This is a genomic window from Kiloniella spongiae, from assembly GCF_001026905.1.
GTDB lineage: Bacteria > Pseudomonadota > Alphaproteobacteria > Kiloniellales > Kiloniellaceae > Kiloniella > Kiloniella spongiae.
The window spans coordinates 57,126-76,632 of sequence record NZ_LAQL01000003.1 but is presented as its reverse complement, the minus strand read 5'-3'; the positions used below and the strand labels follow the sequence as shown (position 1 = coordinate 76,632).

At 41.5% G+C, this 19,507-nt stretch carries 14 protein-coding genes; 7 read left to right on the top strand and 7 right to left on the bottom strand.

Features of this window, described 5'->3' with window-relative positions:
* Nucleotides 1-192 precede the first annotated feature (192 nt).
* The 3 genes from WH96_RS04200 to WH96_RS21100 all read right to left on the bottom strand — a co-directional run bounded on the left by WH96_RS04200 (nt 193) and on the right by WH96_RS21100 (nt 2,930).
* On the bottom strand, nt 193-684 hold the full coding sequence (locus tag WH96_RS04200) for a PAS domain-containing protein (protein ID WP_047762901.1): 492 nt from the start codon (nt 682-684) through the stop codon (nt 193-195).
* A gap of 151 nt (nt 685-835) precedes the next feature.
* The gene (locus WH96_RS21105; protein WP_053005671.1) at nt 836-1,321 is read right to left on the bottom strand and encodes a PAS domain-containing protein; all 486 of its coding nucleotides are present in this window, start codon (nt 1,319-1,321) and stop codon (nt 836-838) included.
* A gap of 55 nt (nt 1,322-1,376) precedes the next feature.
* Complete coding sequence (locus tag WH96_RS21100; protein ID WP_053005670.1) at nt 1,377-2,930, bottom strand: PAS domain-containing sensor histidine kinase; 1,554 nt, start codon at nt 2,928-2,930, stop codon at nt 1,377-1,379.
* A 343-nt stretch (nt 2,931-3,273) separates the two neighbouring features.
* Between WH96_RS21100 and WH96_RS04185 the strand changes: the two genes are divergently transcribed.
* The 4 genes from WH96_RS04185 (at nt 3,274) to WH96_RS04170 (ending at nt 10,141) form a co-directional block, all read left to right on the top strand.
* Complete coding sequence (locus WH96_RS04185; protein ID WP_082130362.1) at nt 3,274-4,272, top strand: ABC transporter substrate-binding protein; 999 nt, start codon at nt 3,274-3,276, stop codon at nt 4,270-4,272.
* 38 nt (nt 4,273-4,310) lie between these two features.
* A complete protein-coding gene (locus WH96_RS04180) occupies nt 4,311-6,341 on the top strand; it encodes an ATP-binding protein (RefSeq protein ID WP_053005669.1) in 2,031 nt (676 codons plus the stop codon).
* A gap of 183 nt (nt 6,342-6,524) precedes the next feature.
* Nucleotides 6,525-9,110, top strand: a complete 2,586-nt coding sequence (locus tag WH96_RS21095) for an ATP-binding protein (protein WP_053005668.1) — start codon at nt 6,525-6,527, stop codon at nt 9,108-9,110.
* 128 nt (nt 9,111-9,238) lie between these two features.
* A complete protein-coding gene (locus WH96_RS04170) occupies nt 9,239-10,141 on the top strand; it encodes a class I SAM-dependent DNA methyltransferase (protein WP_053005667.1) in 903 nt (300 codons plus the stop codon).
* Between the two features lie 158 nt (nt 10,142-10,299).
* Here the strand turns inward: WH96_RS04170 and WH96_RS04165 are convergent, their stop codons facing one another.
* Nucleotides 10,300-10,920, bottom strand: a complete 621-nt coding sequence (locus WH96_RS04165; protein ID WP_047762900.1) for a PAS domain-containing protein — start codon at nt 10,918-10,920, stop codon at nt 10,300-10,302.
* Between the two features lie 296 nt (nt 10,921-11,216).
* Between WH96_RS04165 and WH96_RS21090 the strand changes: the two genes are divergently transcribed.
* Nucleotides 11,217-13,262, top strand: a complete 2,046-nt coding sequence (locus WH96_RS21090; protein ID WP_053005666.1) for a calcium-binding protein — start codon at nt 11,217-11,219, stop codon at nt 13,260-13,262.
* A gap of 386 nt (nt 13,263-13,648) precedes the next feature.
* Nucleotides 13,649-15,370 carry a sigma-70 family RNA polymerase sigma factor gene (locus WH96_RS21085; protein ID WP_053005665.1) on the top strand — a complete coding sequence of 574 codons (1,722 nt, stop codon included), beginning with the start codon at nt 13,649-13,651 and terminating at the stop codon, nt 15,368-15,370.
* Nucleotides 15,371-15,703: 333 nt separating this feature from the next.
* Here the strand turns inward: WH96_RS21085 and WH96_RS21080 are convergent, their stop codons facing one another.
* Nucleotides 15,704-16,213, bottom strand: a complete 510-nt coding sequence (locus WH96_RS21080; RefSeq protein WP_162200115.1) for a transglutaminase-like cysteine peptidase — start codon at nt 16,211-16,213, stop codon at nt 15,704-15,706.
* Between the two features lie 402 nt (nt 16,214-16,615).
* Here WH96_RS21080 and WH96_RS04145 point away from each other — a divergent pair, with 402 nt between their 5' ends.
* Nucleotides 16,616-17,938 (top strand): RNA polymerase sigma factor, encoded by a 1,323-nt coding sequence (locus WH96_RS04145; RefSeq protein WP_047762899.1) that lies wholly within the window; start codon nt 16,616-16,618, stop codon nt 17,936-17,938.
* Between the two features lie 336 nt (nt 17,939-18,274).
* Here WH96_RS04145 and WH96_RS04140 read toward each other — a convergent pair whose 3' ends face one another.
* Nucleotides 18,275-18,481 carry a hypothetical protein gene (locus WH96_RS04140; RefSeq protein WP_047762898.1) on the bottom strand — a complete coding sequence of 69 codons (207 nt, stop codon included), beginning with the start codon at nt 18,479-18,481 and terminating at the stop codon, nt 18,275-18,277.
* A 129-nt stretch (nt 18,482-18,610) separates the two neighbouring features.
* Nucleotides 18,611-19,468, bottom strand: a complete 858-nt coding sequence (locus tag WH96_RS04135; RefSeq protein WP_047762897.1) for a branched-chain amino acid aminotransferase — start codon at nt 19,466-19,468, stop codon at nt 18,611-18,613.
* Nucleotides 19,469-19,507: the final 39 nt, after the last annotated feature.

The window sequence follows — 19,507 nt, the reverse complement described above, 5'->3', positions numbered from 1 at the left end:
GATTAATTCTTTGAGGTCTTTTTTTATGACGAGAATATAACCTCAGTTTTTATATATCGTCGTATAGAGACATTGGAATGAGAGACATTGGAATAGGAGACAGTGGAATAGGAGACAGTGGAATAGGAGACAGTGGCCGCTCAACGATATTGCCATTTTTGCTATTCGCGATATTAATAGTCAATCACCTTCTTATTCTGAACTATTCAGACTCTTCACAGAATAAAGCAGGATGATGTTCACAAAATCATCATCATCCGACAGCGGTAGAAATAGAATTTCTTCGTGAAAAAATTTTCCTATTCTATCTCCATCAACGGTATGATCGTAAATGAACGATTTGCACTCACAGACGTAACGATAATTTTCTTCGACCTCTTCCCAGCTATCCCCGTAAAAATGTTCTTTTACCCGTTTACCTGTTGGATCTTTTTTTCGTATTTCTACGGCTTCGGTTCCCACCAACCGATAAAAGAGTTCCCCCGTTTTACGGTCTTTCTCGACAAGGATAATACCAGAGAGAAAACGTTTCAAATCCAGAGGATCAAAGTCCTTACGTCCCGGCATTGTTCGCCCCAGCTTGCGAACGCAATACTCATGATAGAACGCCGTTATCTTCGGATCACATTTATCTAGAAACCGCTCGTCATAAATTTTATTTCGCGGGTGCTTCAATTCGAACATAAAGCTCTCTTCCAGGTCGCAGATAGCTATTAGTGACGTAAATCATTATTACGTTCAATTATTATTGTTTGGTAAAATTTTGACCTAAAAAATCAGGATTAAGGATGAAAACCAAGAGCTTTAATTAGGGCAATGAATTGGGACAGTATTATTAGTGTTGCGCAAACTGCTGAACAGAAAACAACATAATCATATTAACAGTATTATCATCCTTTGAAAGCGGCACAAAGAGAGTTTCATCATGAATGATTTTATTTGATTTATCCGCGTCATTGGTATGGTCATAAAGAAACGTTTTATATTCACTCACATACCTGTAATTTTCTTCGACTTCTTCAACGACCACCCCGTAGAATTCATCGCGCACACTTTTTCCTGTGGGGTCTTTGCCCCTGATTTCGACCTCTTTGGTACCTACCAGTCGATAGATGAAATCGTTTGTCTCTGGCTTCACATCAACCAGTGTCATACTAGGTAGAAATTCTCTCATCTCAAGAGGATCAAAATCGGATCGGGACGGCATAGAGCGCCCCTGTTTTTTAGCACAATAGAATTCATAAAACGCCAAGATATTTGCATGACAGACGTCAAGAAAAGACTCATCATAGATTTTATCTTTCTTATATCTCAACTCCATCATACCACCTGATCATTTCTCTCTCTTAGTTTGTTGTTTTTCTATTACTACATTGCTATTCAGAAACGGGAAAGCATAGACAAGCACAGGTCCCCTGTCCCGGATCACTCTCAATCTCTAACCTACCACCATGAAGTTCAATAAATGATTTAACCAGTGGCAGGCCAAGTCCCGTCCCATTGTCTGTATTGGTTGAGACATCCCCCACCTGCTGAAAAGGAATAAGAGCAAGTGCGAGATCAGCTTTATTCATACCGACACCCGTATCTTTCACCCCGATCACTTTTCGATTTTGTTCATCCCGTGTAAAAAATAACACAACCTGCCCTCCCTCCGCCGTGTATTTACAGGCGTTGGAAAGAAGGTTGACGACCATTTGTTTGGTGATTCTGGAATCAGCATGCAGCGTTGCATTTTGATGGTTAACTTCGATAGCGATTGTGACACCACGGGTGACCGCTAATCCCTTTATCAAGCGGGCGCATTCCTGCAAAAATTCTCTCACATCAAGGAGTTCTAAATCCAACTCCATTTTACCCGCTTCGACCTTTGCCAGATCGAGAATATCATTAATAATCGCGAGTAAATGCTGACCACTCTCATGTATTAAAAAGGGGTACTCTTCGTATCTATCATTGCCAATACCCCCAAAAATCTTTTCTGTCATCATCGAAGAAAAGCCAATAATCGCATTCAAGGGCGTCCTCAGTTCATGGCTCATCATGGCAAGGAATTCACTTTTGCTGCGATTAGCCTGCTCTGCCAGCACCTGCGCCTTTAATGCATCGGCATGAGATTTTTCCATGGCTTGCGCTGCTTTACCCAGCTGTTTATTGGCCTGAGACATCTCGTCCCGGAATTTCTTTTCCACGGTGATATCACGGCGCAGATTAACAAAGCCAACCCCGGGAATACGCATTTCATTCACCACATGCCATCCCACCCCGGTATCTTGTTCAAAGGGGCCATCATGCGGGTTATGCAAACGATCCAAACGCTTTTGCAAATAAGCTTCTGGATCAGTATGGCAGAGTGGATCAGTGATAACGCCTGGCACCTCCATCGTTATGCGAATGACGTCCAGATAGTGTTTGCCCACGAGCTCTTCGAGAGGTGGCATATATGAAAAAATTTTACGATATGCCTTGTTGAAATACATCAGTCGATCATCGACATCATATATGATCATTGCATCCGGCATATGTTCAACAGCCAGACGTAACAAAGCCCCGGCCTTTAACATTTTTTGGTCGTGGGATATCGGGGTTAGAGAAACAAGTTGCTGAACAACGCCTCCGATTTCAAGGCTACCAGACGAAACCCGACAGAATATGGATTGCCCATTTGCATGGCGTAAGGTGACCTCATCTTTGACAAGAGCCCACAAATTTCCGGCCTGTGTGGAACTGGGTGAGAAATCAATCAATTCATCAGGTGACAAGGCCAGTAATTCATCACGAGAATAACCAAGCATTTCGGTAGCGCGATGATTCGCGTCAAGAAGGGACAGGCAATCATCAGAAAGAACAAGGATGGCTGCCTCTATCCTGTCTTCCTGACGTGTTTGGGATATCCCCCCCTGATCAGGTCCCTTGATTTCTACTGACATACTCTAAACCTACTCACCTCTGTCAGCATCTGACATTGTGGTTTCTCCGCCTTTTCAGAGAAATCACAATATAGCACATCCTGTCCAGACAACTAGCCGTGAATAGACTTTAGGGAAAACAAGCTAAACAACTCTTAATTTTTATATCATCAGGGCATTCAAACCCCTTATTATGGTAAAACATAAGGGGTATTATCGATGCCATGTACAGAGTTATTCTTCATTCACAAAAGAAAAATTTAATCTTTTCCTCATAAGCTTTGGAATCACCCATAAGGTAAACAAACATTTTGCTGTAAAATGATTAGGGTTTTCAATGATCTCAATCTTCAAAAGTGCCCAAATGACCAACACACCCAGACGTCCTTTCGTGTTTGCCCCCCGATTACTTTTTGCCGCAGGTTTAATACTGATTACCAACAATTTATCCTCTGGTCCGGCAACCGCGTCCGTTCCGGAAAGTGAAGACCCGGTCAGGATTATTATAAACAACTGGACCAGCCAGATCGTTATGGCAAAAATCTTTGGTAAAACCCTAGGGTCCAAGGGGTACAATGTTGAATACAAAGAACTCACGACAAAGGATCAATGGGCAAGACTTCATCGCGGACTGGAACATGTACAAGTCGAAGTTTGGCAAGGTACCATGGCCGAAGATTTACAGCGGGTGCAAGAAAAAGGGCAAATTGTTATTGCTGGTGATCACGCAGCAAAAACCCGTGAAGAATGGTGGTATCCCAGCTACGTCGAGAAAGTTTGCCCCGGCCTGCCCGATTGGAAAGCCTTGAAAAAATGTGCCACACTCTTTTCCCATAACTCAACAGAACCAAAGGGAAGATATGTCGCCGGCCCATGGGAAAAACCGGAAAAAGCCCGTATAAGAGCCTTGGAAATGGACTTTACGGTCAGTCCTGTAAAACAAGCCGATGACCTGTGGGTAGAACTTGATAAATCCTATCAAAAACAAGAACCGATTGTTCTCTTCAACTGGAGTCCGAATTGGATAGAAGATCGGTTTGATGGTAAGTTTGTCGAATTCCCGGATTACGCAGAAAAATGTGAAAGCGATCCTGCCTGGGGTATTAACCCAAAACGCATTCACGATTGTGGGAACCCAAAAGATGGTTGGCTTAAAAAGGTCGCCTGGATAAAAATGGAACAAAACTGGCCCTGTGCTTTTGCGATCCTCAGTGACATGAACTTTACCAATGCCATGATAAGCCAGGTTTCCGCGTTAGTTGACGCCGATGGTTTGAGCCACGATCAGGCCGCAGATAAATGGATCAAAGAAAACCAGGATTTGCAAGCCACTTGGGGTAACAAGGCTTGTTCAGAAAACTGAGGAATGCACCATAGAGAATAATTGATTGAGTGAATAACGTGCAATCAGAAGACCCGTTCACACCCAAGATCCAGAAACGACTTGCTTCCAAAGTTGCGAGATCAGTGATCTTCGTTGCTCTACTCATCGGTCTATTCATGAGTGCGCTTGTTTCTTATCTTGATTTAAAGGAAACAAAAGAACACTTTCTCAAGACTGTAGAACAGGTTATCCAAACTGCCAATCAGCCTGCGGCGCGCGCAGCCTATAATGTGAATGACGACCTGGCTGGTGAAGTCGCGAATGGTCTGATGGAATATCAATCCATCATATCAGTCACCATTCTGGATGACCTGCACAATACACTCACCAGTAAATCCAGAGTTCTTGCCAAGTCCCCTCACCGCTGGATAGCAGATCATGGATTTGGGGGATTACAATCCTTTGAAATTGAGCTACGAACCATTGATGATCCTGAAGTAAGAGCCGGATATTTACAGGTGATTTCTGACCCTATTGATACTGCGACAGAGTTCGTTCAAAGAGCTGCGTTGGAAGTTTTGGTCATCCTGCTCCAAAGTCTCATTATTGCTGGTATTTTTTCCCTCGTTTTTTATCGTTTGCTTATCGGGCCATTGCAGAACATCTCGCGCGCACTAGCAAACACCAATCCTGATGACCCGCAAGCGACAAAGCTTGTCGTACCTGCAAAAAATCACGGCGACGAACTCTATGTATTAGCAGAGTCAGGAAATCGCCTATTGCATTCCATTGCAAAACGCATCCATGAACGCGATAAAGCAGAAACCGATCTAAGAAAAGCGGCTGACACCCTGGAACAACGTATTGTCGAACGAACAGCAGAGCTGGCAGAGCAATACGAAGCAGCAAAAGCAGCCAGTAAAGCCAAACAAGAGTTCCTGGCATCCATGAGTCATGAAATCCGCACCCCCATGGCCGGCGTACTTGGTTTGGCCGATATGTTGCTGGACGACACAATCTCTTCAGAAACAAGAGAAAAAGTTGAAAAAATTCAGGGCGCCACCCAATCTCTTCTCATCATTATTAACGATATCCTGGATCTATCGAAAATTGACGCGGGAAAGCTCAAGCTAGAGAATATTAACTATCAATTACGTAATGAACTCAATAAGACAATAGAAATTATTGAGCAGTCAGCACAACAAAAATTCCTAAAACTTAATATTCTAATAGCAGATGATATTCCAAACCATCTACACGGTGATGCCACCCGCTTGCGTCAAATCCTGATCAATTTGCTAGGGAATGCAATCAAGTTCACGGAAAAAGGGACCGTAACCCTATCTGCCAGACAAGAACACCAATCAAAAGATTTTTCGTGGCTTGTTATCAAAGTCTCAGATACCGGGATCGGTATCCCGTCAGATCGTTTGGATGAGATTTTTGACGAATTCACACAAGCTGACGCCTCTATTTCTCGCCGTTATTCAGGCACCGGATTAGGATTAGCCATATCAAAACGCTTGGTTAGTGTGATGGGGGGCAGCATCACAGTTTCATCCGAGGAAAACAAAGGTACTGATTTTGAATTCAAGATTCCGCTGAAAGAAGCAGATAAAAATGCTCTTTCTCTACCGGAAGACATTGAACCCGACTATTATGAAGTCAGACGAAAACTTGTTATTCTCGCTGTTGATGACAATCCGCTTAATCTTCGTATCGTTTCGGCTTTGATGGAGAAATATGGTCATAATGTTCAAGAAGCAAATAACGGGAAAGAGGCTGTAGATCAATTATCAAAGGCTGTGCAGGGCGATGAGCCAGATCTTATTCTTATGGATATACGTATGCCGGAAATGAGTGGTCCCGAAGCCACAAAGATCATACGAACGCTTGATGGACCTGTTGCAAAAACGCCAATCATCGCCCTCACCGCTGATGTTGTAGAAGAACATGTTAAGGAATATTTCGAAGCGGGAATGAACGCCTGTGTTGCAAAACCGATCAATCCGGCAAAGCTTTTAAATGAAATAAATAACGTCATGCAGGAATCTATTCACGAACCTGTCTTCCAAAAAGAACATAAAAAACCCGCCTACGGCCCTTAAGATCTAGTCATTTTATCGCTGACAAGATGTCCTACATTCATTGGAGCCAAGTAATTATCGTAAATCAAATGATTATTCAGCAATAGTGAGCACCATAATATGTTGTTGTTCACCCTCTTCTCATTAACCCCGTTTTAAGAACACGGTATTAGGATATAACACAGAGAAAACAGGTGTTTCTATATGTCGATCCGTGTTCGGGTTATTATAATTTTTACACTTCTCATGGTGTTGCTGGGCGCGACAACGCTCACCCTTGGCTTGGTCTATGACAGTTCAACTGAATTAACCCATAAAGAATTACAGCGTGTAAAAGCTTTAAAGCTTGCTGACCAACTACGCCAATCTTCAAATGACCTCACCCGTATGGCCAGAAGTTATGCCATCACAGGGGAACAGAGATTTGAGCAGTATTTCAATGATATTCTGGATATCCGAGATGGAAAGAAATCGCGACCTCAAAACTACAATAGTGTCTATTGGGATTTCGTTATTTCTGGGCAAACTAATAACGATACATCAGAAACCGCTACCTCTCTATTATCCTTGATTAAAGCTATCGGTGTCAGCAAAAAAGAACAGGAATTTCTGGAAGTTGCCAAATCAAATTCTGACGATCTTGTATTTCTGGAACGTAAAGCTTTTGCAGCACTCAATGGCCTCTTCACAGATGACAAAGGCAACTTGACCAGAAAGGCTGCTCCAGACCCGCAGCTTTCCGCAGATATTTTATTTAGCGATGCCTATCACAATGCCAAAGCAAAGATCATGCGTCCTATAAATAATTTTGGTATCGAGATTGATCAACGCACGGCTCGTGAAGTCGTTGAAATTGAACACAAGATCAATCACCTTACTATTGTTGCAGCCATTCTTGTTCTCTCGACAATAACCTTTGTCATTATTAGCTATTTTCATCTGCAAAGCAGACTTATTCGCCCAATCCTTCATCTTGCAGATGTGAGTACCCAAATCAAATCAGGCAACCTTGACATAAGGCTTCAAGACACCAGCAATGATGAAATCGGGCAACTCGGTTATAGCTTCAATGCAATGCTGGATCAAATCCAGGAGAGCCTGGCTTCGCTACAGAAAGAAATCGTAACACGGCGGGAACTGTCTGAACGTCTTGATAAAAATAACTATAATTTACTCCGTGCCCAGCGTGTAGCCCAAATGGGACATTGGTTTTGGGATTTAACAACAGGATACGAAGAGTGGTCAGAAAACCTCGCCAATATTTATGGCCTTCCCGATGATGTATCACCAGGTTACGACACATTTATCGCCTGTGTACATCCGGATGACCGAGAACGCGTTGAAAAAATTCAGAGCAAAAACTTGAAGAAAGGAACCAAGTTTTCTCTTAGTTATCGCGTCGTTCACCGAAATGGCGATATTCATTATCTAACCAGCTATAATGATCTCAACTGCGATGCATCAGGTAAGGTTATTCAAGTAACGGGTCTTGTTCAGGATATAACAGATCTCAAACTTGTTGAAGAAAGACTGGAAAGATCCAAACGAGAAGTAGACGAACTAAACCGTAATCTCGAAACAAAAATCCAACAGAGAACAAAAGCACTGGAAAAAGCTAGAGATACCGCAGAAACAGCCAATTCCGCGAAATCCGATTTTCTGGCAACCATGAGCCATGAAATTCGCACCCCCTTAAACGGCATGATCGGTATGGCCCAGTTATTGAAAAACACTCCTTTAAATACAGATCAGGAGCTCAAGATTTCAACATTGATTTCATCAAGCCAAGCCTTGTTGGAAATCATTAATGATGTGCTGGATATGAGCAAAATTGAAAGCGGCGCTCTCGAACTTGAGAATAGAATTTTTGATATAGCAAAGATGCTGGCACCTCTTGATGCGACGTTTAGTTCTCTTGCTGATGAAAAGAAGCTTAAGTTTATCACTGATATTGATCTGCAGGATCACAAGCTGATCTATAGTGATCAAACCCGGTTCCGGCAAATCCTGAATAACTTGTTGAGCAATGCTTTTAAATTCACCAAAGAAGGGCAGATAAAACTCTTAATATCTCTGACGAACGTAAACGATACTACCGAGCTAAGTATCCTTGTCGAAGATACCGGTGTTGGTATCGCAGAAGATCGATTAGATAGTATTTTTGATGCTTTTACCCAAGCCGATAATACCATCACTCGAAAATTTGGCGGAACAGGTCTAGGCTTAAGCATTACAAACAGCCTGATCTCGTTATTGAAAGGAAACATCAGAGTAACAAGCAAATTGGGCGTAGGAACATCATTTTGGATTGAGCTCCCCATAACACTACCTACCCAAGACGAAATTGATGTTTACCACAAACACCTTAGTCGCCCACAGCAAACTGATATCGGAAAGTTATCCATCCTGTTAGCCGAAGACAATCAGGTAAACGCTATGATTGCCAAGGCCTTTCTTACCAAGTTTGGCCATGACACTATTCAGGCAGAAAATGGAAAGAAAGCTGTTGATCTCTTTGCACAAAATGACATTGATCTCATTCTAATGGACGTCCACATGCCAATTATGAACGGTATCATTGCCACCGAACAGATCAGAGCCACGGATAAAGGAACCAACGTTCCAATCATTGGCCTGACAGCCGAAGCCTTTACCGATCGTCACGAAATTTTTCGCCAGGCAGGAATGAACGATGTCCTGACCAAACCCTTTATAGAAGAGCAATTGAAAGAAATAATAGAACAGTCGTATTTGTTATCCAATGATCATCCTCGAACTGCATCAGCATAAGTTATGTTGATAATCATCACAGTTTAACGCAACACTTCCGGGTATTTTCTTATCCATCCTCACCATCCCCATTCCCATTCCCATTCCCCTATAGTGTAGCCCTCTAATATGGCCTCGATAAGATAGCAATGTCAGAAACATTTCCGATAGATCATTATCATGATCCCATTCTTACCCGTCTTTATGACGCACAAAACCCCTGGGGACCAGATTGCGATTTCTTTCTCTCATTGGCAGAGGCCGCAGCTGTTCCGCCAAAAATACTTGATATAGGCTGTGGCACAGGGTTGCTCACGGCTGCTTTTGCGAAGGTCGGACATGATACAACCGGGGTTGACCCCGCACCGAATATGCTGGACATCGCCTTGAAACGGCCCTGCGGTAGCAAGGTATCCTGGGTTAGATCAGATGCCGCCACCTATAAGTCAGATAAACGCTTTGACCTTGTTATCCTGAGCGGTCATGCCTTTCAGGTTTTTCTGACTGATCAGGATATACAAGCAGTTCTCTCCAATATAAAGACTCACCTCTCCCCGAATGGACGAATTGCCTTTGACACCAGAAATTCGGCGGACAAAGCATGGTTAAGATGGACGCCCGAACGAACAAAAGAGATATTCATACTTCCCAAAAACGCAGAGATCTCAGCAGATAAAGAGTTTGAGGTATGGCATGACCTCCGTAACGTTATGGAACAGGGTGAAGGGGCCATTGTTAAATACTACACCCTTTACCGGGAAAGACACCCAACGCAAGGCAAGGCAGAAACCAACAGCGAAAACCATCATTCCAAAGTCGTAAAAACCGAGGCATGTATCCGCTTTCTGAGCCAACAAGAGTTATCAGATCATCTTGGCAAAGCAGGATTTCAAATCGAGCATCTATACGGAGATTGGGATCAATCCCCATTCAGGGCAAATCATAAAGAGATAATCGTCATTGCACGTGCAAACGATACAAACAAGACATGGGAGATACGTAAAACAGCCCAGAGCAATACCATTCAAAATGGGGCAATACCTTCAAAATAAAGTATCAAGGGCAATATAACTGCACCGGGCTGAAGAAAAGGAATTGAATTTAACCTGTTTGTGTTGCGTTAGCTCTTTGCCCATGCCCAGTAAAGTTCGCGGGCCAGTTTGCTCACAGGGCCAATGGGGTATTCCACATCTTCAAATTTAACAACCGACTAAATCGGCTTAATTGATGCAGGCACACCAGCACCAATATCTATATAACTTAACAGCTTTCCATTTATCACAAATAAGCTATTCACATCTTGATTAGAATAGTTAACCTGAACGGGTAAATCCTGTAGAATATATATCAAACACCGTGCACTGTTTGCATTTCTAACCGGAAAAGCAATTAAGTTTCCCGTTGAAAATACCCCCTTACACGTCCCCATCTGAAGATTAGCCAACAAACCCATGGGATATTCAATCATGGAAAAGATTGCTTGCGACACATTACTACGGTCAATCGGCCTCACAAAATCAAGATAATTTTGCCCTCCCAAATTACGTTGGTTGAATCTTGTCTCAATTGCAGAACCAACCAATCGCAATTTGAGAAAATCTCGATTTATAGGCTCTAAAACAACAATATTTGGCAATAATCCAGGAATACGTTCAGGCAAAAAATCATCCCGATCAGGTATGAAACCAACCTTTGGCAAGCTCGACCAATACCTTGTGAATTCTGTAATCAAAGAACCAGTATTGGATAAGCATTTTTTAATTTCTGGATTAAAAGCTTCTTGATCATTGCTTATGCAATATTTTTTTGGATTATTTTTTATTAGATACATTTACTCACTCCCCGTGCTCAAGCCCCCTTATTCCCTATACGTTCATTAGAGTTACTTTATTCCAATCCAATGCTCTATTCCGGCAATTAACGTGCCTGCCTAAAAAAAATCACTTGATATGGGAATAAAATTTTGAACCTGCCGTATTGGAAGTCATGAGCCCATGAAAACAAGAAAACCTGTTGAAGGGCAAAGGTAGAAAAACATTCAAGTCACTAAAATTACAGTGACTTTGACCGAGTTGAGCCCGAAACATTTTGTTGAACGGTTCACTTGTGATTAACCGGAGTAGTTACATGACTGATAATGTGTTACAGAGCGATCTTACTAAACAGGCATCAGATGAAATCACAATATCTTTGCCTCCAACAGGAGAAAACTTTCATATCTCTCTGGATGCTGGACAAAAAGCTGTTTTGAATTTTAACGCTGCAGATGCTAAGCCAAGTATAGAAGGCAATGATTATATCCTGACATTCGATACAGATCAGGATGGCGAAATTGACAACAGAATTGTATTTAGCAATCTGCTCGAAAAAATAAATGCTCAAGACATTCCCATTCTGGTTATCGGAGGCGTGGAATATTCTGCAGACCTTCTAATCAAACGCTCTCTTGCCTTGCTCACCGATGACACGTTGGAAACAGCAGCTTCAAACACAAACCCAGTTAGCGGCGGAGGAAGTACATACAACGATAATCTTGGCGACCTAATTTTTGATGATGGCGGTCTCGACGTACAAACAACTTTGCAAGGCAACACAGATCAAACTCTTGGACAAATCTTACTCCTAAGTAGAAGAAACGAATTCTTAGAATCTTCAGAATTAAGTCCCCCCTTAATCATTGATCAAACAATTATTGGCACGCCAGGAAAAGATAGGCTCACTGGTGGGGCAGGTAATGACAAGATCTATGGTCTTGACGGTGACGACAAACTCTTCGGAGGTGACGGTGACGACAAACTCTACGGTGGAGACGGTGACGACAAACTTGTTGGAGGTCCAGGTGATGATATCTTGCGGGGGCAAAAAGGTAATGATGAATTAAAAGGTAAAGATGGCAACGACAAACTTTTCGGAGGAAGTGGCGAAGATATTCTTGATGGTGGCCTAGGTGATGATGAACTTTACGGTGGAAACGATAACGATAAGCTTTATGGCGGAGAAGGTAACGACCACCTCGATGGTGGCGACGGTGATGACTATCTAGATGGTGGCGATGGCGATGACATTCTGGAAGGCGGTGCCGGAGACGACAAACTCAATGGGGGAGAAGGTAACGATATATTAAAAGGCGGCGATGGAAACGACAAACTGTCTGGCAAAACAGGTAACGACATTCTCCACGGTGGTGATGGAAACGATACACTTAAGGGCGGTGAAGGCGATGATCACCTTTTCGGTGGCGCGGGCGATGACAGCCTCGATGGTGGCGACGGTGATGACTATCTAGATGGTGGCGATGGCGATGACACCCTCGATGGCGGAGATGGAAATGATGCACTAACCGGTGGTTGGGGTGATGACAAAATCTATGCCGGGGCTGGAAACGATCTTCTCAATGGTGATTTAGGTAACGATCTTCTCGACGGTGGTGAGGGAGACGACAAACTGTGGGGTGGTGATGGGAATGATCAACTCATTGGTGGCGATGGTGATGATCTTCTGGAAGGCGGAGATGGTGACGACAAACTCAATGGGGGAGAAGGTGACGACATCTTGAAAGGCGGTGATGGCAACGACAAACTGTCTGGGAAATTAGGTAACGATATCATAGATGGTGGCGCAGGTGATGATTTACTTAAAGGTGGCGAAGGAGACGACAAACTCAATGGGGGAGAAGGTAACGACATCTTGAAAGGCGGTGATGGCAACGACAAACTGTCTGGGAAAACAGGTGACGATATCATTGATGGCGGCACAGGTGATGATCGCTTAAAGGGTGGAGAAGGCAATGACACACTGATCGGTGGGGAAGGTCTCGACTTACTTATCGGTGGCGAAGGCGACGACATTCTTATTGGCGGCGCTGGTGATGATACCTTCGATTTTTCCGGTCAGAATGTTGGCACTGATATAGATACTGTCCAAGGTTACTCATCCGGTGACATTTTGGACATTAGTGATCTAATTTCTGATACCTATAAAGATGGCGATGATATCAGCGATTACATAAAAATTACGCAAACAAAATCAGGGCAATACGTCCTCAAAGTGGATACTGATGGTACAAATTCAGGAGAAAGTTTCACAAAAATTGCTGTTTTCGATGCAACCAGCGACTTAACAAGTATCCTTGTTAAACTCGACGAAGATAATGTCGTTTCTTATGATCCGTAAAAATCATTTCATTATTAAGCGACACAAAACGCTGAATAAATTAATACTTTGACCTCCGACAAAAAACCTTTTTCAGGCCCCATAGTAAAATATTCATATTGCTATGAAAGCCCGAAAAAGGTTTTTTGCTTTCAAGTTTCAATAAGAGATTTCAGGCAAAAGAGAGCCTATGTAAAACAAACCACAAACCTTAATAAACAATCATTTTTCTGATGTGAAATCAAAAACTCACAGTACAAGTTAAAATTATTGTATTTTTTTCTCATCATAAGAGATTGATAAATAACAATTATAATTATTATTAAAAAAAATTTCACTTACACGGGAATTTTTTTATCCCCCGAGCGTATGGAGGTATGAGGGCGTTGTAGAGCGAGGGTTGATAAATGCAAGATAATGGCGGAAGCATCGTAGTTGAAAAAAATTTGGTATCTCTGATGCCAAAATTAAAACGCTATGCTGTATACCTAACAAAAGATCAGGAAAAGGCTTCGGACCTTTTACAAGAAACCTGTGCAAGAGTTTTATCTAAAAAATATACCTATAACGAAGACTATGGCCTGGAACCGTGGTTCAGAATGATTATGAAAAATCTCTGGATCGATCAAATTCGCCAAAGTCAGCGACAAGTAAAAATTCAGGGTTCAATTGATGACGATATTATTATTGATCCTGATTATTCTTCAGAAGCAAACATTGAACATCGTTCAATCCTTATGCAGGTTGAAAATGCCATTTACGGACTATCAGGTAACGACCGAAATGTTCTTAAGGAAATCGTTATTAACGGTAATAGCTATCAACAAACAGCGGATGAGCTCTCTCTACCACTTGGTACCGTTATGAGCAGATTTTCACGAGCAAGAACACGGCTAAGAGAAAAGCTCGATTTTGCCAAAGAAGATCTCCATTTTGCATTGCTACCCTATATCTTTCAAAGTGATTTTGAGCCAATGGATATCCAGTCCCTTGAAATCGAATTTGATGAAATCGAAGAAGATAGTGATTTTTATGATCGCTATTTGTCAGACCTTGATGCACAAGATAGACAACCAATTGACCAACGTCTGTTTCATCAACTTGGTTATCGAAAAAAGAACTCTTCTTCCCTTAAAACAGAGGCTTATTATTCCGCCTTGTTAGGGGCTGCTATCCCTGCTGTCGCTTTAGCCGACAAAGCAACAGGTCCTAATTCGGAAAAATCTGTTGTTGAGACAAATGAAGACGATTCCTATTTAGCAACAGATCTTCTAGAGGAACAGAGCTTTGATTTAGCAAACCTTATCAATGAAAGCTCTACAATCTCCGAAGCGACTTTACCTATACCAATAACCGAAGAACAACTCGGTATTGACGACCTTCTAACGACGACAGACAAGTTAAATTTGGACGCGACAGGTACTATTGGTCAAAGTCCTGTAGCGGCTGAACAAAACAACGATAATCTTTCCCCTCAACATAATCTTCCTGGCACGACGGCCTCTAACAACAATGAAAATCAGGATCAAGAAATCAACGATACTTCGAATGAAGGTATTACTTTAACAGGAAATACTGGTCATGATTTTATAACCGGAGGAGATAAAGACGACACCTTAAAAGGTAAACGAGGTGATGACAAAATTCGGGGAGCAAAAGGTTGTGATAAGCTTTATGGCGGTAAAGGGGATGATCAACTCAATGGCGGTAAAGGGGATGATCAACTCAATGGCGGTAAAGGGGATGATGTTCTTATAGGAAAGGCAGGTAACGATATCCTGATGGGCGGAAAAGGAAACGATACTCTCATAGGAGGTTCTGGTGACGATGTTTTTGATTTTGCCAAGCAAACTGTTGGTGTCGATATTGACACGATCAAAGACTATTCTTCGGGTGATGTTCTTGATATCAGTGATTTGATATCAGATAACTATGAAACTGGCGATGATATCAATGATTATGTAAGGCTGTTCACAGATGAAACAGGAAAAACTGTCCTTCAAATAAACGTTAATGGGTCAGAAGATAGTGCTGGTTTTACAACAATCGCATATCTTCATGGTGTAAACATCATGGATCAAGTTTTGGTTAAAATGGACGATGAAACCGATGTTTATATTAACGGGTAAAGTTCAATTCAATCTAATATGAATAAAGCGAAGCCCTGCGCAGGAGCAGGGCTTCGCTGCCCAACAAGGGATCGGGCAATTAGGTACCCTGAGCGCCATACAAACACAAACACAGTATGGTGCGGGGGAAGAAAGGATCACTGATGAGAAATCCTTTCGATCAAAGTACCTATAACCTAATACGGTCCATAAAGAATTTAATTCCAGAATTTATTTATTTTTTTAAAATTGAGAAATTATCTAAAAAAAACAACATCATATAGACATCATCAAAACTACCGTTAATATCTTTTTGAAAGTACATAGATGTTTAAACTAAATATCGGCAGTTTTTTATAACGAGCTTTTAATAATCATATGCCAGAAATCATCAATGCCTCTATGTTGTTCAATTGCTCCCCACCGATAGGGTAACCGATGCCATGCAGCAACATGATCAAACCTTGAATCAAGGATCATATCTCCCTCATCAGTATGCAGTACCAAAACCGCATGATTAAGCTTCGTCTCTGTCCAGCAAGTTGCAATAGAAAAAAGTGACCGTGGATAATTCAACATGACAGTCAGATCATGTAATTTCCTGAGAACTATATCTTCACAATCACCTTTTGTTTCTGCTACTTGCCAAAGATCATTTTTTTCATCTGATACATAATTAATATTTTTATTAACTCTCTTATTAAACTGGGCAATTTTATATAGATGATCACGATCCAGTTTGATTTGCCCCTTAGGAGATTTTGTTTTTAAATCTTCATTACCAGCAATAAAATTACGCCATCCAACAGGTGCAATGGTCCTGAAGCCAGATTGGATAAATTTTGAACTTTCAGGACGATCCACCGCAACAAAACCAGAGCAAAGAATGCCTTTTAAGAAGGTTCGCCTTTCCATTATCCCTGCTCCTTCTTTAATTTAAGAAATCGCAAATCAGAAAGTTCGCTTCGGTATATTTTCATGATAATTACTCTTCGAAAATTTTCATCTCTCCTTTCCCAATACGCAATCGAGAGAATTTTATTCCGAACAAAAAATTATCTCGCCAGATTAATCTTTCTATGAGGTTTGCTTTGACTAGAAATAGGCAAACATTCCGATTAACAGATAATTCAGATTGTCTGTTTAACATTGACGAAACTGTTCACTGCCAAATTCGTGTGAACAAGAAACAAATATTATGAAGGATGTTTCTGCAGTTCAAACGTACATAAATTTAACTAAGAGCAATTTTACAAGGACAGACAGATGAAAACTGACAGCGTTACACTTGTCATTGAAAACAATCTGATATCTTTGATGCCAAAATTAAAACGCTATGCAGTATATCTAACAAAAGATCAGGACAGAGCTGCTGATCTCGTTCAGGAAGCCTGTGCCCGTATTTTATCAAAAAGAGATACTTACAATAATGAATATGGTCTGGAGCCATGGTTTAAGACGATCATAAAAAATTTATGGATAGACCAAATACGTCATAGCAAGCGACAGGTGACTATCGAAGGCTCACTTGATGAAGATACAACAAAAAATCCACATGATTGCTCTGAAAAAACCCTCGAACACCGCTCTATATTAAGGCAAATAGAAACCGCTATATATGCTTTAACCGATAATGATCAGAACGTACTTGAACAAGTGATCATATATGGCAATAGTTACCAACAAACAGCCAACGAGCTTTCATTACCTCTTGGCACAGTGATGAGCCGTTTTTCACGCGCAAAAGGCCGCCTAAAACAAAGTCTCGGAATTACAGAGGAGTTTCATTTCGCATTACTACCTTTTGTATTTCAAAGCGATTTTAATCAACAAGATGCTCAAGTTTTAGAAATCGAATTTAATGGGGAAAAAAGGTATTATAATTACTTGAAGGCCTATATCTCTGATGAACAAACAACTTCGGAAACCAAACAATCATCGGAACACCGTTCGTTACAAAATCTTACCTACCAATCAAGAATAACGTCACCCCATTCAACAGAAATTTACTATTCAGCTTTGATTGGAACACTTGTTCCTTCTCTTGCTGTAGCAGACCAATTTAATAATGCATCGATTGCGCATGGTGAAACTTTTATCACTAATAAAAAAGATAACGATAACTTTGAAATTCCGAGTAACCTCCTTGAAGAGCAGAGTGATAAAGATTTTGCAGAAGATCATATAAATATTTACGAAATCAAATTTGATGAACCAGAAAAGTGTAAATTATCACTGGTAACGTCCAACTCAGCAGAAACGGTTAGTTATAATGACCTATTAATAGATGCTTCAGAACAAAGCCCAGGCTCAACAAATAATACACCTGTTCACCAAGCAAATCTTGACAATGATAGCAACACTGGCAGTCTAATTTCAAAAGTTAATGCAACAGATTCAGGTGCAGAGAATAATGTTACGACCACGGAACCAGAACCAGAAATCACTGTAGATCCACCAGACACATTTGAGCCAGGAATTGCCGTATGCATTGGTTTTCCACCGAATGGAACAGAAATTGGATTTCCAGTGATCTCGGTCTTATATAACACCATTGATGATACTATTATTCTGGTTTCAGATCATTAAAATCCAATCAGCAAAATTATCATTTATGAAAATTCAATTTTAATGGAATAAAAACTCCTCAAATACGTATTTTAAAATGAAGGCTCTTAAAATAATAGGAATTACTAGCTTACTTGTTCTTTCTGGCTGCTTTCTTTTTTTGCACATCGAGATTCATAACCTCCTAGTCCTCGCAAAAACTGATGCAGAGACATTTTAAGGGTCTTCACCCATACCTACTACTTCAAAAAACTAATCAAACAGTTCTAATACCCTTTGATTTGTCATTTATTTATAAATTTATTTTGTAGGGAATAAAGAAATCTCAGCACCGTATTAGAATACAAGAGTATGTAATTAATCGACATGCTCGGTAATTTTCTGACGATATAAAGAATAATACGGCATGCAAATCATACCTGTTTCACCACTTTTAAATCGATCACGATCAAGTTTCAGATCGCCTCCTGATTCTTTCTCAAAGGATACAGTGATAGAAGCCGAAGAGGTAATCAGCACAAAAAGAAGTACCAATGAGCCTTCAAAAATACTTTCTGTATCCAACTACACGAGAGGCCAAATCTTAGATATTTGGGTTTAGATAAATATTTTTGAGAAAAACAAAACAGTCCAAGGCAACATCTGTGCTTCGGACTGTTTAATTTAAACAAACTGGATATTTATCAATAACGACTAGCTCTTTGCCCATGCCCAGTAAAGTTCGCGGGCCAGTTTGCTCACAGGGCCAATGGGGTATTCCACATCTTCGAATTTAACAACTGGCGTGATTTTAGAGATATTTCCACTCATAAATACCTCATCTGCGCCTTCAAAGTCTTCAAAAGAAAGCGTTGTCTCAACAACTTCACGCCCGGCTTCTCGTAGAAGTCCAATAACACGTTGTCGCGTAATACCGTTCAGGAAAGTACCGTTTGGAACGGGCGTATAGATCACATCGTCTTTGACCATAAACACATTTGACGTACCTGTTTCTGCAACATTTCCGATCGCATCGGCAACAAGCGCATTATTATATCCCCGCGCCTGAGCTTCGCGGATCATACGGCCATTGTTTGGGTAGAGACAGGCTGCCTTGGCATTCACCGGCGCCATTGACACCATCGGACGGACAAACTTGGTCCGGCAGAGCGTTTGCGTATAGCTGCTTGGTGCCATCGGAAACTGTTCCAGACAAAGACAAAATTCGGTAGAATTCTCATCAGGAACAACTGTTCCTGCGCCGCCTTCTTTGGACCAGTACATAGGCCGAATATAAACAGCGGCATCATCAGCAAACTTCTTCAGGCCGTCCATGGTCAGATCTATCAGTTGCTGGGTTGTCATGGTCGGCTTCAGACCCATAACCTCGGCAGAGGCATTCACACGGGCAGAATGAAGATCCAGATCCGGTACAACACCTTCGAAAGATCGCGCGCCGTCAAAGACAAGAGAACCAAGCCAAGTCCCGTGATCCGCGGCCCCCATAATCGGTAGATTACCTTCGTGCCACTCGCCTTGAAAATAGGTCCAGATTACTTCGCCGATTGCCATCCCTTTGCCTTCTCTGTTTTAAAAGTGGGTTTCAAATTT